21 protein-coding genes, 4 tRNA genes and 1 pseudogene are annotated in these 21,795 nt (G+C 74.1%); 16 read left to right on the top strand and 10 right to left on the bottom strand.

The window, feature by feature from the left end:
* Positions 1-36: 36 nt before the first annotated feature.
* From BLASA_RS21160 to BLASA_RS24445, 4 genes are all read left to right on the top strand, one after another.
* Positions 37-978 carry an ABC transporter permease gene (locus tag BLASA_RS21160; RefSeq protein ID WP_014378301.1) on the top strand — a complete coding sequence of 314 codons (942 nt, stop codon included), beginning with the start codon at positions 37-39 and terminating at the stop codon, positions 976-978.
* Positions 975-1,796 (top strand): ATP-binding cassette domain-containing protein, encoded by an 822-nt coding sequence (locus BLASA_RS21155; protein WP_014378300.1) that lies wholly within the window; start codon positions 975-977, stop codon positions 1,794-1,796. Before BLASA_RS21160 ends, BLASA_RS21155 begins: the two co-directional genes overlap by 4 nt.
* A gap of 184 nt (positions 1,797-1,980) precedes the next feature.
* Positions 1,981-2,988, top strand: coding sequence for a coiled-coil domain-containing protein (locus BLASA_RS23740; protein WP_014378299.1), 1,008 nt, complete (start codon positions 1,981-1,983; stop codon positions 2,986-2,988).
* Positions 2,985-3,386 (top strand): M23 family metallopeptidase, encoded by a 402-nt coding sequence (locus tag BLASA_RS24445; protein WP_014378298.1) that lies wholly within the window; start codon positions 2,985-2,987, stop codon positions 3,384-3,386. The genes BLASA_RS23740 and BLASA_RS24445 overlap by 4 nt, the downstream gene beginning before the upstream one ends.
* Positions 3,387-3,470: 84 nt before the next feature.
* On the opposite strand, the gene BLASA_RS23735 is transcribed toward BLASA_RS24445, so the two are convergent.
* A complete protein-coding gene (locus BLASA_RS23735; protein WP_014378297.1) occupies positions 3,471-3,989 on the bottom strand; it encodes a hypothetical protein in 519 nt (172 codons plus the stop codon).
* Positions 3,990-4,048: 59 nt separating this feature from the next.
* Between BLASA_RS23735 and BLASA_RS21130 the strand changes: the two genes are divergently transcribed.
* From BLASA_RS21130 to BLASA_RS21110, 5 genes are all read left to right on the top strand, one after another.
* Positions 4,049-4,918, top strand: coding sequence for an MBL fold metallo-hydrolase (locus BLASA_RS21130; RefSeq protein ID WP_014378296.1), 870 nt, complete (start codon positions 4,049-4,051; stop codon positions 4,916-4,918).
* Entirely contained in the window at positions 4,915-6,240 is a 1,326-nt protein-coding gene (locus BLASA_RS21125; RefSeq protein WP_014378295.1) for a class I adenylate-forming enzyme family protein, read from the top strand. The genes BLASA_RS21130 and BLASA_RS21125 overlap by 4 nt, the downstream gene beginning before the upstream one ends.
* Complete coding sequence (gene mftG / locus BLASA_RS21120; RefSeq protein WP_014378294.1) at positions 6,233-7,747, top strand: mycofactocin system GMC family oxidoreductase MftG; 1,515 nt, start codon at positions 6,233-6,235, stop codon at positions 7,745-7,747. Before BLASA_RS21125 ends, mftG begins: the two co-directional genes overlap by 8 nt.
* Before the next feature lie 107 nt (positions 7,748-7,854).
* A complete protein-coding gene (locus tag BLASA_RS21115; RefSeq protein ID WP_014378293.1) occupies positions 7,855-8,850 on the top strand; it encodes a phosphotriesterase family protein in 996 nt (331 codons plus the stop codon).
* Complete coding sequence (locus tag BLASA_RS21110) at positions 8,850-10,358, top strand: class I adenylate-forming enzyme family protein (RefSeq protein ID WP_014378292.1); 1,509 nt, start codon at positions 8,850-8,852, stop codon at positions 10,356-10,358. The genes BLASA_RS21115 and BLASA_RS21110 overlap by 1 nt, the downstream gene beginning before the upstream one ends.
* A gap of 106 nt (positions 10,359-10,464) precedes the next feature.
* On the opposite strand, the gene BLASA_RS21105 is transcribed toward BLASA_RS21110, so the two are convergent.
* Complete coding sequence (locus BLASA_RS21105) at positions 10,465-10,683, bottom strand: hypothetical protein (protein WP_014378291.1); 219 nt, start codon at positions 10,681-10,683, stop codon at positions 10,465-10,467.
* Positions 10,684-10,895: 212 nt separating this feature from the next.
* Between BLASA_RS21105 and BLASA_RS21100 the strand changes: the two genes are divergently transcribed.
* Both BLASA_RS21100 and BLASA_RS21095 read left to right on the top strand, forming a co-directional pair.
* Complete coding sequence (locus tag BLASA_RS21100; protein WP_014378290.1) at positions 10,896-11,759, top strand: hypothetical protein; 864 nt, start codon at positions 10,896-10,898, stop codon at positions 11,757-11,759.
* Positions 11,756-12,793, top strand: coding sequence for a glycosyltransferase (locus BLASA_RS21095; protein ID WP_231839508.1), 1,038 nt, complete (start codon positions 11,756-11,758; stop codon positions 12,791-12,793). The genes BLASA_RS21100 and BLASA_RS21095 overlap by 4 nt, the downstream gene beginning before the upstream one ends.
* A gap of 47 nt (positions 12,794-12,840) precedes the next feature.
* Here BLASA_RS21095 and BLASA_RS21090 read toward each other — a convergent pair.
* From BLASA_RS21090 to BLASA_RS21080, 3 genes are all read right to left on the bottom strand, one after another.
* Positions 12,841-12,914 (bottom strand) — tRNA-Phe (locus BLASA_RS21090).
* A gap of 24 nt (positions 12,915-12,938) precedes the next feature.
* Positions 12,939-13,012: transfer RNA gene (locus tag BLASA_RS21085), tRNA-Asp, on the bottom strand.
* A 30-nt stretch (positions 13,013-13,042) separates the two neighbouring features.
* A tRNA-Glu gene (locus tag BLASA_RS21080) sits at positions 13,043-13,115 on the bottom strand.
* Positions 13,116-13,199: 84 nt separating this feature from the next.
* On the opposite strand from BLASA_RS21080, the gene BLASA_RS21075 reads away from it, so the two are divergent.
* Entirely contained in the window at positions 13,200-13,829 is a 630-nt protein-coding gene (locus tag BLASA_RS21075) for an AMIN-like domain-containing (lipo)protein (RefSeq protein ID WP_014378288.1), read from the top strand.
* Between the two features lie 12 nt (positions 13,830-13,841).
* On the opposite strand, the gene BLASA_RS21070 is transcribed toward BLASA_RS21075, so the two are convergent.
* From BLASA_RS21070 to BLASA_RS21060, 3 genes are all read right to left on the bottom strand, one after another.
* Positions 13,842-14,177, bottom strand: coding sequence for a hypothetical protein (locus tag BLASA_RS21070; RefSeq protein ID WP_014378287.1), 336 nt, complete (start codon positions 14,175-14,177; stop codon positions 13,842-13,844).
* Between the two features lie 23 nt (positions 14,178-14,200).
* Positions 14,201-15,727 carry a metallophosphoesterase gene (locus BLASA_RS21065; RefSeq protein ID WP_014378286.1) on the bottom strand — a complete coding sequence of 509 codons (1,527 nt, stop codon included), beginning with the start codon at positions 15,725-15,727 and terminating at the stop codon, positions 14,201-14,203.
* Positions 15,728-15,793: 66 nt separating this feature from the next.
* Positions 15,794-16,300 (bottom strand): GtrA family protein, encoded by a 507-nt coding sequence (locus tag BLASA_RS21060; protein WP_014378285.1) that lies wholly within the window; start codon positions 16,298-16,300, stop codon positions 15,794-15,796.
* 213 nt (positions 16,301-16,513) lie between these two features.
* Here BLASA_RS21060 and BLASA_RS21055 point away from each other — a divergent pair, with 213 nt between their 5' ends.
* From BLASA_RS21055 to BLASA_RS26385, 3 genes are all read left to right on the top strand, one after another.
* Positions 16,514-17,389, top strand: a complete 876-nt coding sequence (locus tag BLASA_RS21055; RefSeq protein WP_014378284.1) for a Rieske (2Fe-2S) protein — start codon at positions 16,514-16,516, stop codon at positions 17,387-17,389.
* A 40-nt stretch (positions 17,390-17,429) separates the two neighbouring features.
* Positions 17,430-18,278, top strand: coding sequence for a hypothetical protein (locus tag BLASA_RS21050; protein WP_014378283.1), 849 nt, complete (start codon positions 17,430-17,432; stop codon positions 18,276-18,278).
* A 247-nt stretch (positions 18,279-18,525) separates the two neighbouring features.
* A complete protein-coding gene (locus BLASA_RS26385; RefSeq protein WP_014378282.1) occupies positions 18,526-18,660 on the top strand; it encodes a hypothetical protein in 135 nt (44 codons plus the stop codon).
* Between the two features lie 92 nt (positions 18,661-18,752).
* Here the strand turns inward: BLASA_RS26385 and mqo are convergent, their stop codons facing one another.
* Positions 18,753-20,252: a malate dehydrogenase (quinone) gene (mqo, locus tag BLASA_RS21045; RefSeq protein ID WP_014378281.1), complete on the bottom strand. Its 1,500-nt coding sequence runs from the start codon at positions 20,250-20,252 to the stop codon at positions 18,753-18,755.
* A 355-nt stretch (positions 20,253-20,607) separates the two neighbouring features.
* On the opposite strand from mqo, the gene BLASA_RS21040 reads away from it, so the two are divergent.
* Positions 20,608-20,680: transfer RNA gene (locus BLASA_RS21040), tRNA-Lys, on the top strand.
* Between the two features lie 203 nt (positions 20,681-20,883).
* Here BLASA_RS21040 and BLASA_RS21035 read toward each other — a convergent pair.
* Positions 20,884-21,645 (bottom strand): annotated as a pseudogene (locus BLASA_RS21035) (tyrosine-type recombinase/integrase); the annotation flags it as partial.
* Positions 21,646-21,795 lie beyond the last annotated feature (150 nt).

Here is a 21,795-nt window from a genome sequence, read left to right as displayed (position 1 = left end):
CTGGCGAAGCCCGAGCTGGGCGCGCTGGTCGGCGCGGTGGCGGTCTTCACCTTCTTCGCCGTCCAGTCGGAGGTCTTCCGGACGCCGCGGGGCATCGCCAACTGGCTGGACCCGGCGTCGACGCTCGGCATCATGGCGGTGGCGGTCGCGCTGCTGATGATCGGCGGCCACTTCGACCTGTCGGCCGGGGTGATGACCGGGACGACGGCGCTGACCGTCGGCATCGTCGCCGTGGAGTTCCGGCAGCACCTGTGGGTCGCGATCGCGGTGGCGCTGGTCCTGGCCCTGGCGATCGGCTTCTTCAACGGCTGGCTCGTCACCCGCACCGGGCTGCCCAGCTTCATCATCACGCTGGGCACCTTCCTGATGCTGCAGGGCCTGAACCTGGGCCTGACCAAGCTGTTCACCGACACGGTCACCGTCGGCGGCATCGACGAGGTCCCCGGGTACGGCGCGGCCGAGTGGGTGTTCGCCTCGCGGGTGGAGATCCTGGGCGCGGAGCTCCGGGTCGCGGTGCTCTGGTGGCTGTTGTTCACGGCCCTGGGCAGCTGGGTCCTGCTGCGCACCCGCTTCGGCAACTGGGTGTTCGCCACCGGCGGGGACGAGGTCGCCGCCCGGAACGTGGGCGTCCCCGCCCGGCGGACGACGATCGCGCTCTTCATGACGACGGCGGCGGCTGCCTGGTTCGTCGGGACGACGCTCGCCGTGCGCCTGACGTCGGTGCAGGCGAACACCGGTATCGGCCAGGAGCTGATCTACATCGTGGCGGCGGTGATCGGCGGCTGTCTGCTGACCGGCGGTTTCGGTTCCGCGGTCGGCGCCTCCCTGGGGGCGCTGATCTTCGGGATGACCCAGCTGGGCATCCCGTACTTGCGCTGGGACGCCGACTGGTTCTACTTCTTCCTGGGCGCGATGCTGCTGCTCGCCGTCCTGGCCAACCGGCTGGTCCGGCGCTCCGCCGAGGCGGCCCGGCGATGAGCGGGGCGGGCGGGGCGCCGGTGGATCGGGCGGCGCGCACGACGCCGCTGCTCGAACTGCGCGACGTCGGCAAGGACTACGGCTCGGTCATCGCCCTCGACGGCGTGAGCGCGACCGTGCGCGCCGGGGAGGTCACCTGCGTCCTGGGCGACAACGGCGCCGGGAAGTCGACGCTGATCAAGATCCTGTCCGGGGTGCACCGGGCCGACCGCGGCGCGGTGCTGCTCGACGGGCGGCCGGCGGACTTCGGCTCCCCGCGGGAGGCCCTGGACGCCGGCGTCGCGACGGTCTACCAGGACCTGGCGATGATCCCGCTGATGTCGATCTGGCGGAACTTCTTCCTCGGGGCGGAGCCCACGCGCGGCTGGGGACCGTTCCGCCGGTTCGACGCCGCACGCGCCAAGGAGGTCACCCGGCGGGAGCTGGCGGCGATGGGGATCGACATCCGCGACCCCGACCAGCCGGTGGGCACCCTCTCCGGCGGAGAGCGCCAGTCGGTGGCCATCGCCCGCGCGGTGCACTTCGGCGCGCGCGTGCTGATCCTGGACGAGCCGACGTCCGCGCTGGGCGTCAAGCAGGCGGGCGTGGTGCTCCGCTACGTCGCGCAGGCCCGCGACCGCGGGGTCGGCGTCGTCCTCATCACGCACAACCCGCACCACGCCCACCCCGTGGGGGACCGCTTCCTGGTGCTCAACCGGGGACGCAGCATGGGGGAGTTCGCCAAGGCCGACATCAGCCGCGAGGAGCTGACCCGCCTGATGGCCGGCGGCGCCGAACTCGATGCGTTGAGCCACGAGCTGGAGCGACCGGGGAGCTGACCGGCGGAACGCCGAGGGGTGCCGTTCCGCGTCCGTGTCGACATACCGGCGGCGACCAGGCGGTCACTGACCGTTCTCGCTACGGCGCGCCACGAGTGCCGCGTGTTGCCTTTGTGACGACCGGTGACGGTGGGACGGTTCGCGGGCCACACCCCGCACACCCTCTTCCCCAGGGAGCGCACACATGCCCCAACGCCGCCCGTCCGGACCGGCGACCCCGCGGACCGGCCGCCGCCGGCCCGGCGTGGGCCGGCGTGCCAGTCCGCTGCGCACCGCCGTCCTCGGCGTGGTCACCGGCGCGACGCTGCTGGTGACGGCCGTCCCGGCCGTCGCCGCGCCGCCTCCGCCGGTGAACCCGAGTGACAGCCAGCTCGGGGAGGCGGCGACCAGGCAGCAGGCGGCCGCGGCCGAGGTCGGCCGGATCGCGGCCCTCCTGGCCGCCGCGGAGTCCCAGCTCGAGCGGGTCGGTGTCGAGGCGGAGGCCGCGGGCACCGCCTACCTCATCGCCGAGGAGGAGCTGATGCTCGCCCAGCAGGCCGCGGACCGGGCGGCCGCCGAGCTGCGCGCCGCCGCCGACGCGGTCGCCGTCGCGGAGGCCCGGATCGCGGCGTTCTCGCGGGACAGCTACATGAACGGGTCCTCCCTGACCAGCTCGGCGGCCCTGCTGGACTCCGAGGGGCCCGGTGAGCTGATCCGGCGCGCCGCGATGCTCGACTACGTCGCCGAGACCCAGCTCGACGTCCTCGGCGGCCTCGAGGTGGCGCGCGTCCGCCAGGCGAACGCCGACTCGACCGCCCGCGCCGCCCGGGATGACCGTGCCGCTGCCGAGGACGCGGCGGAGGCGGCCAAGGAGGCGGCCGACGCCCAGCTGGCCGTGCACGAGGCCGCCTACGCCGAGGTGGCGACCCAGAAGGCGCAGTACGAACAGCAGTTGCAGGCCGCTCAGATCCACCTGCTGGAGTTGCAGGGCGCCCGCAACGCCTACCAGCAGTGGGAGGAGCAGAAGCGGGCCGAGGAGGCCGCCGCCGCGGCCGCGGCCGAGCGCGCCGCCCGTGAGGCGGCGGCCGCCGCCGAGGCCGCCCGGCGGGCCGCCGATGAGGCCGCGAACAGCGGGGGCGGGGACGACGGGAGCGACGACGGCGGGAGCGCCGGCGGCGGGGGCGGCGGGGCGGCGCGCACACCGGCTACGTGAAGCCGACGTCGGGCCGGGTGTCCAGCTGCTTCGGCTGGCGCTGGGGCGCCCTGCACGGCGGCGTGGACATCGCCGCGCCGATCGGTACGCCGGTCTACGCCGTCACCAGCGGTGTGGTGCGCCGGGCCGGCACCGCGACCGGCTTCGGCTACGCCGTCTACATCGAGGGCGACGACGGCGCGGTCACCGTCTACGGCCACGTCCACCGCTACTTCGTCTCCGTGGGGGAGCGGGTGACGGCCGGCGAGGAGATCGCCGAGGTGGGCAACCGCGGCCAGTCCACCGGCCCGCACCTGCACTTCGAGGTGCACCCGAACGGCCGGATGTACGGCGGGCAGGTGGACCCGGTGCGGTGGCTCAACGGCCGGGGTATCTACCTCGGTGGCTGCGGCGGCTGAACGCGCCCACCACCGCACAGCTCTGCGGCCCGCCACCTCGGGGATCGGTGGCGGGCCGCAGCTGTGCGAGGACGCGTCGGGAGCTCAGCTCGACGGCGCGCTCTCCTCGACCGATCCCCCCACGCCGCACTCCTCGGCCAGATAGTTCTGCACGCTCGTCGACGCCGCGTTCAGCTCCTGCTCGAGCGGGGCCAGCCGCTCCTGCAGGGTGGCGAGCGCCTGGGGATCGGTGAGATCCACGTCACCCAGGGTCGACGCGAACTCCTCGGCCCCCTCGGCCAGGGCCGTCCAGTCCTGGGCGATCTCCTCCGGCGGGTCGATCGCGCGGATCTCGTCGGCGGCCTCGCGGAAGAGCTGCGGCAGCTGGCCGGGGTCCCCGCTGGAGGCACTGCCGCTGATCCGCTCCTGGATGCTGACCGCCTCGGTGCAGAACGCCGAGTCGGCCGGCTCCTCGGTGGGGGTGTCGGTGGGGGTGGTGGTCTCGGCGGCGGACGTCTCGTCCGTGGCGGTGGGTTCGTCCTCCGCGGAGTCGGTGCAGCCGGCGAGCAGGACGACGGCGGCGGATGCGGGGAGGACGGCGCGGCGGAGCACGGATCGGCGCATGCGGGTGACGGTAGCCGCCGGATGCGCGTCGTGGGTGGGTCACGGCTAGCGTGCCGGTCGTGGCCATCCCGATCGATCCCCGTGGTTCCTGGGGTCTGCCCGTACCCGGCGCGCTGCCCCGCACGGCCGATCTCGAGCCGCTGGTCGCGCGGGTGCTGGCGCCCAACCCGTCCCCGATGACCCTGGACGGCACGAACACCTACGTCGTCGGTGCACCGGGCAGCGGTCAGGCGGTCGTCGTCGACCCGGGGCCCGACGAGCCCGGCCACCTGGCGGCCGTCGAGGCGGCGCTGGCCGCGCGCGACGCGCGGTGCGTGGCGGTCCTGGTCACCCACCACCACGGCGACCACGCCGACGCCGCTCTCCCGTGGGGAACCCGGTTCGGGGTGCCCGTCGCCGCTGCGGCGCCGGATGTCGCCGGCGCCGGTGGGCGGGTCCTGGCGGCCGGGGAGCGGCTACGGCTGGCGGGCACGCCGATCGACGTCGTCCCGACCCCCGGGCACACCGCCGACCACCTGGCGTTCCGGCTGGAGTCGGGGGCCGTGCTCGTGGGCGACCACGTGCTGGGCCGCGGCACCTCGGTGGTCACCCACCCCGAGGGCGACGTCGTCGCGTACCTGGAGTCGCTGCGGCGCGTGCACGCCCTGGGCCCCAGCGCCCTCTACTGCGGCCACGGCCCCGAGCTGACCGAGGACCCGGGCGCGGTGCTCGACTTCTACCTGGCCCACCGGGCCCACCGTGAGCAGCAGCTGCTCGACGCGCTGGCCGCCGGTGCGGGGAGCGTCGACGAGCTGGTCGCCGTCGTCTACGCGGAGGTGTCGCGCGCCGTCTGGCCGGCGGCGGCGCAGTCGACCCGCGCCACGCTGGCCAAGCTGGCCGCCGAGGGGCGGGTGGAGCTCCTCGCCGACGGCCGGGTGCGACCGGCATGACCGCCGTCCCGCTCGTTCCCGCCGCCGACAGCGAGCGCGATCAGCGGCGCGCCGCCGCGGGGCTGGCCGCGGCGGGTCTGCGGCCCGGGGACCGGCTGCTGGTCTCCGCGGCCGCCTCACCGGCGCTCCTGGCCGCCGTCCTGGGCGCGCTGCGCACCGGGATCGTGCCGGTGGTGCTGGACCCGGCGCTCCCGTCCGGCGAGCGCGCCGAGCTGGCCGCCGACGCCGCCGCCGCCCTCGACATCGGCGGCGAACCGGCCCGGCTGCTGGGGGAGGCCGAGGCCGAGCTGGCGCCGGTGCCCCTGGGCCGGCCCATGCACTACACGTCGGGCACGACCGGCCGGCGCAAGGGCGTGTGGTCCGGGGTCCTCGCCGAGAGCGACGCCCGCGCCCTGGCCGCCGAGGAGATCGAGCTGTGGGGCTTCGGTCCGGGCGACCGGCACCTGGTCCTCTCCCCGCTGCACCACAGCGCACCGCTGCGGTTCGCGATGCACACCCTCCTGGCCGGCGGTGAGGTGCTGCTCCCCGGGCCGTTCGACGCGGCCCGCGTGGCGGAGACCATCTCCACGCGCCACCCGACCACGGCCTTCTGCGTGCCCACGCACCTGCAGCGGCTGCTCGCTGTCCCGTCCCCCGCCCACCCGGTCGACTGGTCGTCCTTCCGCCGCCTCGTGCACGCCGGCGCCCCCTGTCCCGAGCCGCTCAAGCGCGCCGTGCTGGCGGCGCTGCCCGAGGGCAGCGTCTGGGAGTTCTACGGCTCCACCGAGGCCCAGTTCACCGTCTGCTCGCCCGAGGACTGGCTGGCGCACCCCGGCAGCGTCGGCCGGGCGCGGCCGGGCCGCCGGCTGGAGACCGACGAGCGCGGCCAGCTGTGGTGCGCGGTGCCACGCTGGGCGCGGTTCGAGTACTGGCGGGCGCCGGAGAAGACGGCCGCGGCGTGGCGCGGGGACCGCGTCACCGTGGGCGATCTGGGCCGGGTCGACGACGACGGCCTGGTCTGGCTCGACGGCCGCCGGGAGGACCTGGTCATCTCCGGCGGGGTCAACGTCTACCCCGCGGAGGTGGAGGCGGTCCTCGACGCCCACCCCGGGGTGGTCGAGAGCGCGGTGTTCGGCGTGCCCGACCCCGACTGGGGGCAGCGGCTGGTCGCCGCCTACGTCGGGGACGCCGACGCCCACGAGCTCGCCGTCTGGGCCCGGGACCGGCTGGCACCCGCCAAGCGGCCGAAGTCGCTGCACGCCCTGGCCGATCTACCGCGTACGTCGACGGGCAAGGTGCGCCGGCTCGATCTGCCGGGGGTGCTCGGGCTCGCGCGTGGCTGAGCACTGGGACGTCGTCGTCGTCGGGGCGGGCACCGCGGGGTGTCCGCTGGCGGCGCGGCTGGCCGACGCCGGCCGGCGGGTGCTGCTGCTGGAGGCCGGCGCCGCGGAGCCGCCGGACGAGCTGCGGGACGCGACCAGCCTGCGGGCGGCGGTGCCCGGGCATCCTGCCAACTGGGACCTGACCGGCGTGCTGCCCGGGGGGCGGGAGATCCGGGTGCCGCGGGGCCGGGTGGTGGGCGGGTCCAGTGCGGTGAACGCCGGCTACTTCGTCCGGCCCACCCCCGCGGACGCCGCCGGCTGGGCCGCGGCGGGCAACGACCTGTGGTCCTACGACCGGCTGCTCCCGGCGATGCGGCGGCTGGAGAGCGACCGGGAGTTCGGGGACCGCCCCGAGCACGGGGCCGACGGGCCGGTACCGGTCCAGCGGCCGACGTCCGGGCCGCCGCTGGCCGACGCGCTCGGCCGGGCAGCGGAGGAGCTGGGGCTGCCCGCGGAACCGGACAAGAACGCCGGAGGGGCGCCGGGCTACGGGCCGTTGCCGCGCAACGTCGTCGACGGTCGGCGGATCAGCGCCGCGGACGCCTACCTCGCCCCGCGCCGCGGGCACCCCGGCCTGGCGGTGTGCGGCGGCGTGCGAGTGCTCCGCGTCCTGCTGGAGCGGGGGCGTGCCGTCGGGGTCGCCACGACCGGGGGAGACGTCCGGGCCGACGAGGTGGTGCTCAGCGCCGGGGCGGTCGGCTCGGCCCATCTGCTGGTGCTGTCGGGGATCGGGCCGGCGGACGTGCTGCGGGCGGCCGGCATCCCGGTACGCGTCGATGCGCCCGGGGTGGGGACCAGCGCCTCGGACCACCCCCTGGTCTACCTGCCGTTCCGCCCGGCCGGGAACGTGACGGCGGCGCCCGGGCAGGCGCCGCTGCACGGCGTCCTGCACGGGACGTCGGCCGGGGCGGAGGCGCCCGGCGACCTGGAGGTGCTGCCGTGGCTGGCGCCCTTCTCTCAGGTGATGACCGGCCGGGCCGCGCCGCCCGGGGACGTCGTCGAGGTCGGGGTGGCGCTGCTGCGCACCGTGGGCCGGGCACGGCTGGTCCTGACCGAGGGCGATCCCGCCCGGCCGCCGGTGGTCGAGTACGGGCACCTGGTGGAGGCCGCCGACCGGCGGCGGATGCGGGAAGGGGTCCGGCTCGCCGCCGAGCTGCTGCGCACCCGTGCGCTGGCCGCCGTGGGGCGCCCCGGGGACGACCTCTCCGCCGTCGTCGCGGCCGGGGACGCGGCGCTGGACGGGTGGATCCGGGAGCGGCTGACGACCGCGGTCCACCTCTCCGGCACCGCACCGATGGGCCCGGGGACCGACCCGATGGCGGTGGTGGACCAGCGGCTGCGTGTGCGGGGGACGGAGGGGTTACGGGTGGCCGACACCTCGGTGCTCCTCCGCGTGCCCAGCCGCGGCCCGGCCGCCACGGCGGTGCTCGTGGGGGAGCGCGCCGCCGAGCTCATGACCGGAGACTGAGACGCGACCGGGCCGCGCGCAGGACACCGACCGCCGGCGTGCACGATCGTCGGGCAGTGTGAGGATGCTCACCGCATCCGCCGTCGTTTCCGCCCTTGGAGGATCAGTTGCCGACCGAACCCACCGTCCAGACGGTCACCGGCCCCCTGCCCACCGCCGAGCTCGGCCAGACGCTCATGCACGAGCACGTCTTCGTGCTGAACGCCGACGTGCAGCAGAACTACCCGGAGGAGTGGGGCAGCGAGGACGACCGCGTCGCCGACGCCGTCGAGAAGTTGACCAAGCTCGCCTCCGTCGGGGTGCGCACCATCGTCGATCCGACCGTCATCGGCCTCGGCCGCTACATCCCGCGCATCCAGCGGATCGCCGAACAGGTCGACCTCGCCATCGTCGTGGCCACCGGCTGCTACACCTACGACGACGTCCCGTTCTTCTTCCACTACCGGGGACCGGCCCTGAACGCGGCGGTCGGCGCCGAGGTGCCCGACCCGATGGTGGACATGTTCGTCGGCGACATCGAGAACGGCATCGCAGGGACCGGGGTGCGCGCCGCCTTCCTCAAGTGCGCCATCGACCACCAGGGCCTGACTCCCGGCGTCGAGCGGGTGATGCGGGCCGTCGCCAAGGCCCACCGCGCGACGGGCGCCCCGATCACCGTGCACACGCACCCGACCAGCCAGCAGGGCCTGGCGGTGAAGAAGGTGCTCGACGACGAGGGCGTCGACCCGCGGCGGGTCGTGCTCGGGCACAGCGGTGACACCACCGACGTCGACCACCTCAGCGAGCTCGCCGAGGCCGGGTTCATCCTCGGGATGGACCGCTTCGGCATCAACCTGGAGACCACGTTCGAGGCCCGCGCCGACACCCTGGTCGAGATGTGCCGCCGTGGCTACGCCGAGCAGATGGTCCTGTCGCAGGACGCCTCCTGCTACATCGACTGGCTGGCCCCCGGCGTCATGGACCTGCTGCCGCAGTGGCGCTACACGCACATCCACGAGGAGGTGCTGCCCTACCTCCGCGACCACGGGGTCACCGACGACCAGATCGAGACCATGCTGGTGACCAATCCGCGGCGGTACTTCGAGAACGTCGGCACCTACTGATGGTGCTGCGACCCTTCGACGAGACCGGCGTCGAGCGCGACGAGGCCGGAATCAAGCGCTACGTCGACCTCCCGGACTCGGTGGTAGCCATGCTGCGGGCGTCGGTGCACCGGGATCCGGACGCCGAGGCGGTGGTCGAGGTGGACGGCCCCCGCCTCACCTACCGGCAGCTCTGGGACGGCGCCGCCCGCGTCGCGGGTGGCCTGCGTGCCGGCGGCGTGGAGCGCGGTGACCGGGTGGCCATCCGGCTGGGCAATGGCGTGGACTGGGTGCTCGGCTTCCTCGGCGCCCTGATGGCCGGCGGGGTCGCCGTCCCGGTGAACATTCGCTTCACCGACGACGAGGCGCGGTACGTCATCGAGGACAGCGGGTCCCGTCTCGTGCTGGCTCCGGGGCGGCCGCTGCCCCAGGGGGAGCCCTACGTCGAGGAGGGGCTGCGGCGGGACGAGCTCGCGGCGATCTTCTACACGTCCGGGACGACCGGCTTCCCCAAGGGGGCGATGACCAGCCACGAGAACTTCCTGACCAACATCGAGAACGCCCGCCGGGTGGTGGGGCTGCCGCGGGAGGACCCCACCCTGCGCAACCTCATCTCGGTGCCGCTGTTCCACGTGACCGGCTGCAACAGCCAGCTGCTGCCGACCCTGCAGTGCGGCGCGGCGGCGGTGATCATGCCGACGTTCGAGGTGGGACGGTTCCTGCGGGTGATTCCCGAGGAGCGGATCGCCATCGTGACGACCGTGCCGGCGATCTTCTGGCTGGCCATCAACCAGGCGGAGTTCCCCCGGATCGACGTCAGCGGCGTCCGGTACACCACCTACGGTGGCGCTCCCATCGCCCCGGACCTGGTGCAGGCCATTCAGCGCAGCTTCCCCGAGGCCCGGGTGGGCAACGGGTTCGGCCTGTCGGAGACGTCGTCGATCTCCACCTTCCTGCCGCACGAGTACGCCTCCACCCATGCGGACTCGGTGGGCTTCCCGGCTCCCGTCGTGGACCTCGACCTCGCCGACGCCGATCCGGAGACGGGCGTCGGGGAGCTGCTGATCCGCGGTGCCCAGGTGGTGCAGGGCTACTGGAACAAGCCGGAGGCGACGGTGCAGGCCTTCACCGACGGCTGGCTCCACAGCGGGGACCTGGCCCGCATCGACGACGACGGCTTCGTGTACATCGTCGACCGCGCCAAGGACATGATCAACCGGGGCGGCGAGAACGTGTACTGCGTCGAGGTGGAGAACGTGCTGGCCGCGGCACCCGGCGTCTTCGAGGTGGCGGTCGTCGGCGTGCCGGACCAGATGATGGGGGAGAAGGTCGGCGCGGTCGTCGTACCTCAGCCCGGGATCGACTTCGACGTCGACGAGTTCCTGGGCTTCGTGCGGACCCGGCTGGCCGACTTCAAGGCCCCGCAGTACGTCGTCGTGCGGTCGGCCGCGCTGCCGCGCAACCCCGGGGGCAAGGTGCTCAAGCCGGTGCTGCGCACGGAGACCGAGTGGGGTTCCCCGCTGCGGTGATCCCGGGTCCGACCAGCCCCGCCGCCCGGTCGCGACCGAGGGGCCCTGAGAGCCGGAAGGTCCCGGCGGCGCGCTGTCGCAGCCGCCGGGACCCCGGGTCCAGGGGTCAGCGGATCGCGGGGATCTCGCTGGTAGGGGTGGAGGTGAGGGGCGACCAGGCGTCGGGGTGCGGGCGCCCGGCATCGGCGACCCAGCCGGGCGAGCGCGGAGCGGCCTGCGGGCCGCGGCTCGTCGTCGCCGGGCGGGCGCTGAGGCTCACGATCACGGCCAGGAGCACGAGTAGGCCGACCAGCACACCACCGATGACCAGGAGCGTCGAGAGCATGCGCTCACAGTAAGTGTGGGACTGCTCCGTGTCACCCGGCAGATGTCTCCGAACATCGGCCCCGACATGGACAGAGTTAGCGGCACCACGCAGCAGTGCATCCCGCGCTGTCCAGCAGTTCCCGCCAGTCGGGGCGGTCCGCTGCGGGCGACCGGTCCGCGTGGCTGACGGATGCCGGGGTAGGCGACGGTTCGCGAGGACGGGGAGGACGCGTGACGGGACCGGTGCAGGTGGCGGGGCGGCTGGTGGCGGTGCCGCTCGGTGCCGTGGCGCGGTGGCGCCGCGGCAAGCCCATCCATCCCCGTGGGGTGGTGCTCGACGCGGTGCTGGAACGGCACGGGGGTCGCCCATCCTTCGGCGTCCCGTGGCTCGATGCGGTGGGCACCGATGACGTGGTGGTCCGGATGTCGCGGGGCGCCGGCTTCCCGGCGCCGCTGCCCGACGTGCTCGGCCTGGCCATCCGGATGCCCGGCGACGACGGCACCCCGGTCGACATCCTGCTGTCGACCACCGGACGCGGACCGATCACCCGTCTGATCCCGGTGCCGCGCAGCGGCGCGGCGGTGACCTACAGCTCGATCATGGCCTACCGGTCGGCCGCCGGACCGGTGCGCATCGCGGCCTTTCCGGACGTCCCGGCCCTGCCGTCGGACCCGGAGCCGGTGGCCCGGGAGGCCGCCGAGGGCGGGGTCGTCTTCCGCCTCGCGGCGGCCGTGGGCGCGGGGGGTGGCGGCCGTTCGCCCGGCTGCGCGCCACGGGGGGCCGCCGGTCCGTGGACCCGGCGTTCCGCTTCGACGCCGTCCGCCACGCGCCGCCGGGTCTGGCGGCGACCGGTCCCATGGCGCGCTTCCGTGAACCCGCCTACGCCGCCGCCCGGGAGGTCGGCCGACCGTGCGGAAGGTGACTCGCCGGGCAGGTCGGCTCACCCGATGGAGTCGATCACGTGTTGGTGCGGCGGTGGGTGGGGTAGGACAGTTCCCCTGATCGGCTCGAATCCTGGGCTTGGTCCTGACGTCGAGCCGCACGGTGGTGCCGTGGCTGCGCTCCACCGTACGAGGAGACGCACCGCCGCGTGACGCATTCAGAACGACCGCAGCCCGGGCTGCTCCCGGCGCCGGGGGACGGCATCCGGGTGGCGTCGATCCCGTACGCCGACCCCTACGTGGACGCGGTCCTGCCGCGCGGCGTGGTCCGGATCGGGACGGCGGACGAGCCGAGCCCGTGGCTGGACATCAGGCATCTGGCGGCGCACGTGGACGCGGTCGACGTCGTGCACCTGCACGTCGGCTACGGCCACCTGGACGCCGCCGCGCTGGAGGCGTGGGCCGAGGAGCTGCAGCGGCTGGGCGTGCCGCTGGTCGTCACCGTCCACCAGCTGCGCGACCCGGCCCAGGTCTCCCCGGGTCGCCGCGACGCCTCGCTGGCCGCCGTGCTCGCCACTGCCGAGGTGGTGTTCACGCTCACGCCGGGCGCGGCGGACGAGATCGCCGAGCGGTACGGGCGGACGGCGATCGTGGTCGCGCATCCCTCGATCACCGTCGCCGATCCCGAGCTGGGTGCCGAGCGCGGCCTCGTCGGCGTGCGCGTGGGCGCCGCGTCCGGCGCGGTGCCCGATCCGCCGGCTCTCGTGCGAGCCGCCCTCTCGGGCGCCGTGTCGGGCGGGGGGCGGCTGCGGATCCTCGTCGAGGACGTGGCGGCGCCGGGGCTGGACCCGGCGATCGTCGCGCTGGCCGACGAGGGCGGGGTGGAGCTGGTCCGGTACCGGGCCGGCGAGTGGACGGCTGCGCTCCAGCGGCTGCACGTGGCGGTGCTGCCCGAGCGGTACGGCACCCACTCGCGGGACGTGGAGATCTGCCGCGACGTGGGAACCCGCGTGGTCGCCCCCAGTTGCGGCTGGTTCGCCGACCAGTGGTCCGAGGTCGTCCCGTACGCCAACGACGAGCACGGTGGCCTGGACCCGGTGTCCCTCGCCGCCGCGATCGGGGCGGCACTGACCCGCCCCATGCCGCGGCCGGCGGACCAGGTGTGGCGCGAGGGCCAGCGGGCGGCCGTGCAGGACGTGCACGCCGAGATCTACGTGCAGGTGGCGGGCGACCGCACCTGGGCGTGAACGCGAACGGGCCCGGCGGATGCCGGGCCCGTTCGTGCAGGTGAGGGTGGGCAGGGGCGGGGTCGAACCGCCGACCTCTCACTTTTCAGGCGAGCGCTCGTACCGACTGAGCTACCTGCCCCTCCCGGCGTCTCCGCCGGAAAAGCGACCCTGACGGGACTCGAACCCGCGACCTCCGCCGTGACAGGGCGGCGCGCTAACCAACTGCGCTACAGGGCCTTGCGTACTGCTGGTGGTGCTGATCATGCGTGCCCCCAACGGGGTTCGAACCCGTGCTACCGCCTTGAAAGGGCGGCGTCCTGGACCGCTAGACGATGGGGGCTCGTGTTCGCCGGGGGCAGCGAGAACAATACATGGCTGTCGTGGCTCCCCGTCACGGGGGTGTCCGGATGCGACGCTGTGCCGTGTGCGCGCCAGCTCCCGGGTCCTCCCCGTCCTCGTGATCCCGTTGATCGCCCTGTCCGGCTGCGCCGGTAGCGGGAACGTCGATCCGGCGTCGGCCGGTCCGGATGGCGGCACGAGCAGCCCGCCGCCCGCGCCGTCCTCCGTGGAGCCCGGACCCGAGCCGGACGCGCCGGTGACCGGGACGCCGTTCGAGGCCGACACCGAGCCCGACGTCGCGGAGCCGTCCGCCGACGCCCGGCTGACCGTCAGCGACATCCGGGTCGCAGCCCAGGACGGGTACGACCGGGTGGTGTTCGAGCTCGGTGGAGAGGGCACCCCCGGCTGGGACGTGCAGTACGTCGACCAGGCCTCCGAGCCCGGCCGAGGCCAGGCGGTCGAGGTGGCTGGGGACGGCATCCTCGAGTTCCGGCTGACCGGTGCCGGCTACCCCTACGACACGGGGGTCGACGAGTACCCGCGCCGGGAGCCGCTCCGCGCCCCGGAGACCTCAGCGGTGACCGAGGTGGTCTTCCAGGCCACGTACGAGGGCACGACGACGGCCTTCATCGGTACCCGCGACCGGGCGCCGTTCCGCGTCTCCTTCCTGGAGAACCCGGCCCGGGTGGTGGTGGACGTCGCCCACGGCGGCTGACGCCGGCGGCCGCTAGTTCAGACTGGCCGTCAGCTCGACCGAGTCCTCGGTGACGCCCGAGCAGGACACCTGCAGCGGGCCGGCCGCCACGCTCTCGCCCTCTCCGCAGGAGACGTTCACCCCGGCGACCGTCAGGGAGGCTCGGCCGTCCTGCACGCCTCCCAGCGACAGCGTGGTGCCGAGGATGTCGGCCTCCGCGCCCTCGCCGGAGAGAGTGACGGTGCACGAGCCCGCCGTCGAGCAGGACACGTTGTCGGAGCTGAAGCTGCACCCGGTGAGGGCGGCGAGGGACAGGCCCGCGGCGAGCAACCCTCCGGCGAGCCGGGAGGTGCGGATCGTCGACGACATGGCACCAGCGTAGGTGCGGCCGGTCACCCGGTCGGGGACCCCGGTGAGACGGGAACCGCTGCGCCCTCGCCCACGGGGGCGGTCGCGCTGCCCTCCCCGGCCGTGCCGGTGGCCTCGGCTGCGTCGTCCGCACGGACGAGGACGCGCTCCACGGTCACCTCGGTGGCCCCGAGCCCGCCGAGGGTGATCTGGTCGTAGGCCTGCAGCGCCCCCGTCGCGGGGTCCAGGTACAGCACCGTGCAGGTCAGCGGCTCGGGATACTCGCCTTCGAGTGCGCGCAGCCCGGCGCCGCCGGTGGAGCCCTGCACCATGAGCAGGGTTTCCTCGGAGAGCTCCTCGACCTCCCGCTCGTGGGTGTGGCCCGCCAGCACCAGGGGGACGGCGCCGTCCAGCGGCGGCGCCTGCTTCGGGTCGTGCACCAGGGCGATCGCCGGCTCGTCGGCCAGGGTCCCGATGACGTCCGCGAGTTCCGCGCCGGACTTCTCGAGGACGTCGGACCCCGCCTCGTCGTCGCCGGAGTTCTTGTCCGGGGTGAACCGCGGATCGGGGGTGCCCACGATCCGGATGCCGGCGACGGTCACCGCGGAGTCGTCCAGCACGGTGACGTTGGACTGGGCGGCGAGGATGCCGGCGGTCGTGGCGGAGTCGTGGTTGCCGCGGATGTAGACGTAGGGGACGTCGAGGTCGCCCACGGCGGTGATCAGCCGGTTCTCCGGCTCGCTGCCCCAGTCGGTGATGTCCCCGGTGTCGAGGATGCCGTCCACCCGGAACTTCTCGGCGACCTGCCGGACCAGGTCGAACCCGGCCGGGTTGAGGTGGATGTCGGACACGTGCAGCAGCGCGACCGACTCATTCCCGCCCCCGGGGGCGGGCAGGGCGGAGAGCGACGCGTACAGGGTGCCGACGTTGGCGACGAGGTCCTCGAGCGACGCCCGGTAGGCGTCGAAGCGGGCGACGATGTCCTCCGCGCTGCCGATGAGGCTGTTGGCGTTGACCAGCAGCCCGGTGTACGTCGGCTGGGACAGCGCCTCAGGCCGCCACGTCGCTGCGCCCAGCGCGCCGGTGGTGGCGAGTACCGCGGTGGTCAGGCCCAGGGCGATCAGCGGCTCGCGCCGGCGGCGCAGGACGGCCCAGGAGGTGAGGGCGGCGCCGGCCAGCGCGACCAGTGCCGTCACCCACACCAGGCGGACGACGGCGGACTGCAGGTTCGCCGTCACCCGGTCGACCACCCCGGCCAGGCGCACCGGATCGGTGGCCAGCGCCCGGGCGCGGTCCTGGTCGACGCTCTGCAGGGAGATGTCCAGCCGCAGCGGCCCGTCGTAGACGTCGACGGCCAGCGAGCCCAGCGGCGGGAGGTCGACCTGGGCGCCACCGGCGGCGGGCTGGAAGGAGAGCGTGGCGTCGAACGGGCCGATCGGCGCGGAGACCCGCGCGAAGAGCAGCACGGCGATCAGCGCGCCGCCGAGGGCGAGACCGAGCCGCGCGGCCCAGCGGCCGGCCACCCGGACCCGCCCCGGCCACGGGGACGTCGTCGGGTTCGGCTCGCTCATTCCGACCACGCTAGCCAGAACGGGACCGTCCCCGGCGGAGGCCCGGCCGGGAAGGGGTCTGCGGAGTCAGGCGGGGGCGGGGCGGAAGATCCAGCGCAGGGCCACGAACCGCAGGAGCCCGATGGCGGCGGTGACGGTGGCGACCGTCGCGATCTGCAGTCCGGGATGGGTGCCTCCCGTGACCGCGTCGAGCCAGCCGAGCGCGGTGCTGGTGGCCAGCAGGCCCAGGACGGTGATGCCCCCGGCCTCCCACTGGGCGGTGAACCAGTGCACCCGTTCGTCGGCGCGGAAGGTGAGCCGGCGGTGCAGTTCGTTGGCGAGTGCGGTGGAGACCGCGGTCGCGACCAGGTGTGCCGGCAGGTAGCCCCAGGAGCGCAGGGAGACGAACAGCAGCGCGTAGACGACGGTGGTGACCGCGCCGACCAGGACGAACCGGAGGAACTGGGCCGTGGTGTCGTCGGTGCGCATCCGCGTGGTGACCCGGCCGGTCGACGTGCGCGCCCACTGTGCCGTCGTCCGCGACAGATCACCGACGGTCTCGGCGGGGTGCAGCAGCAGGGACGGGCAGGTCACGGTGGTCCTTCGGGCAGGTTCGGCGGTCGTCGCGGCGGAGCAGGGTCAAGGCTCCTCCTCGGCCCAACCCTTGTCACGCCTATACATGCCGGGCGACCTCGCGCTTCACCCGTGTCCTTGCTCACGGTTGCCCGGGAGTGACTGCCGCGGACGTCCGGGAGTGGTCGTCGGACCGGTGCGTCACCCGGCGACCGCGCGGGTAGGGGTGCCGTCATGAGTCTCATGGGCTTCCTGGACCGTTACGCGGACGTGTCGGCGATCGACACGGCGATCGAGCCCGCCCGGCGCGCCGTGCAGGGCCTGCCGAGCGGGCTCAAGGACGTGCTCCACGGCACCTGGCTGGGTCATCCCCTGCACCCGGTGCTGGTGCAGGTGCCGGTGGGCACCTGGGTCTCCGCCGGACTGCTGGACGCGGTGCCTCGGCTGCGCCCGGCCGCCACGTTGCTGATCGGTACCGGGGTGGCCGCCGCCGTGCCGGCGGCGATGTCCGGCGCCGCTGACTGGTCGGAGCAGGGTGCCGGGGTCCGCCGGCTGGGTGCGGTGCACGCGGTCCTGAACACCGCGGCCCTCGGCCTGTACGTCGGATCCCTGGTCGCCCGGTCGAAGGGCCGTGGCACGCTCGGCCGGGTGCTGGCCTACAGCGGGTTGGGCGTCGCCGGGGGAGCGGCGGCGATCGGCGGGCACATGTCCTACGCGCAGTCCTCCGGCGCCTCGCACGCGGCGACCGCCGTGCGGGCGCTGTCCTCCGACTGGATCGACCTCGGGCCGCTCGACGACCTGCCGGAGGGCCGGCCGACGATGCGCACCGGGAAGGGCGGCAGCATGGCGGTGCCGCTGGCCGTCGTACGCCGCGGGGCGCGGGTCGACGTCTTCGTGGGGGCGTGCTCGCACCTGTCCGGCCCGCTCGACGAGGGCGTCGTGGAGACGGTGCGGGGCAGTGAGTGCCTCGTCTGCCCGTGGCACGGATCGGCGTTCGACCTGGACAACGGTGAGCCGCGGCGCGGCCCGGCGGCCAACCCGCAGGAGAAGCTCGAGGCGCGCATGGAGGCGGGGCGGGTCATGGCCCGCGTGCCCAGCCGCCACCGCTGACCCCTCCCGGAGGCGCCGCCGAGTCCTACGCTGCGGCGTCATGAGAGGGGCGGCCGCGCTGGTGGTGACGGCGGTGGCCGCGACCGGCTGCGGTGGACCGGCCGCACCCGCCGGTGATCGGCCGGCGCCGTCCGGCTCGACCGTGGCGGCGGTTCCGGATATCCGGGCCGAGGCGGTCCGGCTACGGACCGACGAAGTCGTCGGTGGCCGGATCCAGCTGCGGATCACCGACACCGGGGACGAGCCGTTCACCGTGACCGCCGTGGCGCTGGACGCGCCGGGCTTCGCGCCGCTGGCGCCGACCGCGGTGAGCGCAGCGTTCGTCCCCGACCGCGTGATCGACCTGCCGACGCCCCACGGAGACGTCATGTGCGGGGTGAAGCCGGCGACATCGAGCGCCCGCATCACGGTTGTGCGACCGAATGGGGCGGTCGAGGAGCTGCGCGTCCCGCTGGGGGACGCGGTGCTCCAGCGGGTCCACCGCGAGGACTGCGCTGCCCAGGCGGTGGCCGGTGCGGTGGAGGTCCGGATCACCGGACTGGTCGCGGAGGACGAGGGGCTGGCCGGCCGGCTGACCCTCATTCGGCGTGCGGGAGACGACCGGGTCGTCGTCGAGCGGGTGGGCGGCAGCGTCCTGGTGGACGTGGCGGCGGACGCGCCCCTGCCGCTCGAGGCCGGCGAGGCGATGACCGACGGCCCGGTGCGGTTCACCGTTGCCACCTGCGACGCGCACGTGCTGGCCGAGGCTAAGCAGCCGTACCTGTTCCCGTGGGAGGTACGGCTGGGGACGGCGCCGCCGGTGGTGGTCGACCTGCCGGTGGACGATCGCCTGCTCGGCGCATTGACCGATCTGGTCGCCCGGAGCTGCCAGGACCGCGGCGGGGGATGAGGCGCCTTTCCCGGGGAACCCGCCCCCGGGAAAGAAGCCGGCCCGGCCGCCCCGGGGGGAACGGGTCAGCCGGGCCGGGGTCGTACCCGCCGGGCACCGGAGCGCTGGGCGGACGTGTCGGCGGAGCAGGGACGCGGTGACGCGTTCCCCGACCGGAACGACGATGACGGTACGTAGTCGCCGTGGTGACCCGCGATCCCCTGAACGGGTGGTGCACTGCGCGGGCGGGTGAGCCCGGGCACACGATGTGTGGCGGAAGGTCTGCTGCGGGCACCCGGACGAGGTGTTCTTCCTCTTCTCCGGCCGTCTCGGCTGCCTCGGCTCGCTCCTGCTGTCGGCGCTCCTGACGCTGATCCTGCTCCTGGCACTCGGCGTGTTGTGACGCCACGGGCGCCCGGCCCTCTGGAAGGGCCGGGCGCCCGCGGCGTCGTCGTCAGTGCGGCGGGCCCGCACCAGCGGGCGGCGGCTCCGGCGTCAGCCGTTGAGCTCCAGGGTCTGCATCGTGTCGGCCCGCACCTGGGCGAGCAGGGCCGGGTCGTCGTTGAGCGGGTGCCCGTAGGAGGGGATCGCCTCCTGCAGCAGGGGGCGCCACGCGTCGATGCGCTGCGGAAAGCACCGCTCCAGCAGGGTGAGCATCGCCGAGACGGCGGTGGAGGCCCCGGGGGAGGCGCCCAGCAGGCCGGCGATGCTGCCGTTCTCACCGACGATCAGCTCGGTGCCGAACTGCAGGACGCCCTTTCCGGTCGTCGGGTCCTGCTTGATGACCTGCACCCGCTGGCCGGCGGTCACCATGTCCCAGTCGCGCTGCTCCGCCGTGGGCACGAACCCCTGCAGGGTGCGGTGCCGGGCGGAGCGGGACTGCAGTACCTCGCCCACGAGGTACTTGGTCAGGGCCAGCTCGGTGCGGGCGACGCCGAGCATGGATCCCAGGTTGTTGGTCTTGACGCTCTTGGGCAGGTCGAACATCGAGCCGGCCTTGAGGAACTTGGGCGAGAAGCCCGCGTAGGGGCCGAACAGCAGCGCGTACTCGCCGTCGATGAGGCGCAGGTCCAGGTGTGGCACCGACATCGGCGGCGCCCCGACGGCGGCCTGCCCGTACACCTTGGCCTGGTGGCGGGCGACCAGTTCCGGCGACCGCGAGCGGAGGAACATCCCGCTGACCGGGAAACCACCGAAGCCGCGGATCTCGGGGATGTCGGCCTTCTGCAGCAGCGGGAGAGCGCCACCGCCGGCGCCCACGAAGACGAAGCGGGTGCGCACGGTGACCCGCTCACCCGAGACGGTGTCGCGGACGGTCACCTTCCAGCGGCCGTCGGTCTCCTTCTCCAGGCTGTCCACCCGCTGGTTGAGGTGCACGTTCACGCCGCGGGTCGAGACGTCGTCGAGCATCAGCCGGGTGAGGGCGCCGAAGTTGACGTCGGTGCCGGCGTCCGACCGCGTGGCGGCGACGACCTGCTCGGCGTCGCGGCCCGCCATCATCAGCGGCAGCCACTCGGCCATCCGGGCGTGGCTCTCGGTGTACTGGAGATCCTCGAACAGCGGCTGGGCGGCGAGCGCGGCATGCCGGTTGTGCATGTAGGCCCGCCCGTCCTCGCCCGTGACGAAGCTCAGGTGGGGGACCGGGGTGATGAACTCCTTCGGCGACCCGGTCATCCCGCGGTGCACCAGGTGCGACCAGAACTGGCGGGAGATCTGGAACTGCTCGTTGATCGTGACGGCCTTGGTCGGGTCCACCCGGCCGTCAGGGCCCGCGGGGGTGTAGTTGAGCTCGCAGAGGGCGGCGTGCCCGGTACCGGCGTTGTTCCAGGGGCCGGAGCTCTCGCCGGCGACGGCGCTGCCGGACTCGAAGACGGTGACGCTCCAGTCGGGGGCGACGATCTGCAGCAGCTCGGCCAGGGTGGCGCTCATGATGCCGGCCCCGACGAGCACGACGTCGGGGTTCGCGCTGTCGGGAACGCTGCGCTGGGAAGTCACGTCTGCCTCTCTGGCGGTGCTGGGCGAGGCGCCGCAGCGCCCTTGCATCGATCGTCGGCCGAAAGCGGCCGCTCCTCGGGATCGCGCGGTCATGACGTGCGTCACCGCGATCCGTGTGTCGCTGCCCTCAAGGTTATGACCGGCGGTGCCGGGGTGGGGCTCCGGGCGGGTGTGACCCTTCACCCGCGGCGGGGGCGTGCGGACTCCACCCGTCCTCAGGTCGGTGTCTGCATCCCCGCGAGCAGACGGTGTGCGAGGCGGACGCCCACGCTCCCGGCGGTAGCCTTCCAGCGGTCCCGGAGCCGGCAGGCGTCTCGCCTGCCGCTCCTGGACCACCTGGGGCCGCCGGCCCCAGGGGCCTCTAGCTCAACTGGCAGAGCAGCGGACTTTTAATCCGCGGGTTGTGGGTTCGATCCCCACGGGGCCCACCGCGCTGACCTGAACGTTCCCCCTTCGCGGGAGTTTCGGCTGGTGGCCGCGTCCACACGGCGCCCACACGCGCATCCGCGGCTGCCCGCGCGGCGGCGTCCATCCGGTCGGCCAGAGCGGTCAGGTCGTCGTCGAACAGGCCGGAGTACACGTCCAGCGTCATGGCCGCCGAGGCGTGCCCAAGCATCCGCTGGACGCTCTTGACGGTCGCGTCGCTGGCGACGGCGAGAGAGGCGGCGGTGTGCCGGATGTCGTGTGGGGTGACGTCGCTCAGCCCGGCCGTCCGGACCGCCGGATGGAAGACGGCCCGACGCCAGTTCCGCAGCCGCAGCACCGTGCCGCTGGCCGTGGTCACCAGCAGGTCGTCGCTCTGCTTGCCCTCGCAGCGGCGGGCCAGCGACTCGGCGAGGGTCGCGGGCAGGGGCACGGTTCGCTGCTGGTGAGTATTCGGTATGCCGAACTCCAGCCGCCCGCCGACCTCGGTGACGGCCTCGGCGATGGTGAGCCGGCGCCGGAGGAAGTCGACGCGGCGGACTCGGAGGGCGGCCATCTCGCCGAAGCGCAGTCCGGTGTAGGCCAGCAGCCGGATGATGTCTCCGTCCTCACCTGCCACGTCCGCGAGCCGCTCGACCTCGTCGTGGGTGAGGAACCTCGGCTCGTTGCGGGTGACCCTCGGCAGCGGCACCCGCTCGGCCGGGTTGCGTGGGATGCGTCCATCGCGGACGGCGAGACTGAGCAGCAGCGAGAAGACGCGGTGAGCCTGGCGAACCGTGGCTGGCGCGGACCCCTGGCCCAGCAACTCCGCGACCCACACGGCGACGTCGGCGTGCATGACGTCGACGAGCCGATAGCGTCCCCAGGTCGGCAGGACGTGCGTCCGTAGCAGATTCCCGTAGCGATAGAGCGTGCTCGGCTTCACGCCGGTCTGCGAGGACAGCCACCGTTCAGCCCATTCGCTAACCATGACCCGGCCCCGCTCCGGCGCCGTCCAGGTCTGCGTGACGAGGGCCGAGGTGGGCTCGTCGAGCCAGCGCTACGCATCGACCTTGCCTTTGAAGCGACGCTCGTGCTGACGGTCGCTCAGATCCCGGTATCGGGCGCGGTAGCGGACGGA

This window comes from Blastococcus saxobsidens DD2 (assembly GCF_000284015.1).
Lineage (GTDB): Bacteria > Actinomycetota > Actinomycetes > Mycobacteriales > Geodermatophilaceae > Blastococcus > Blastococcus saxobsidens_A.
This window is presented reverse-complemented; position numbering and strand designations above follow the sequence as displayed.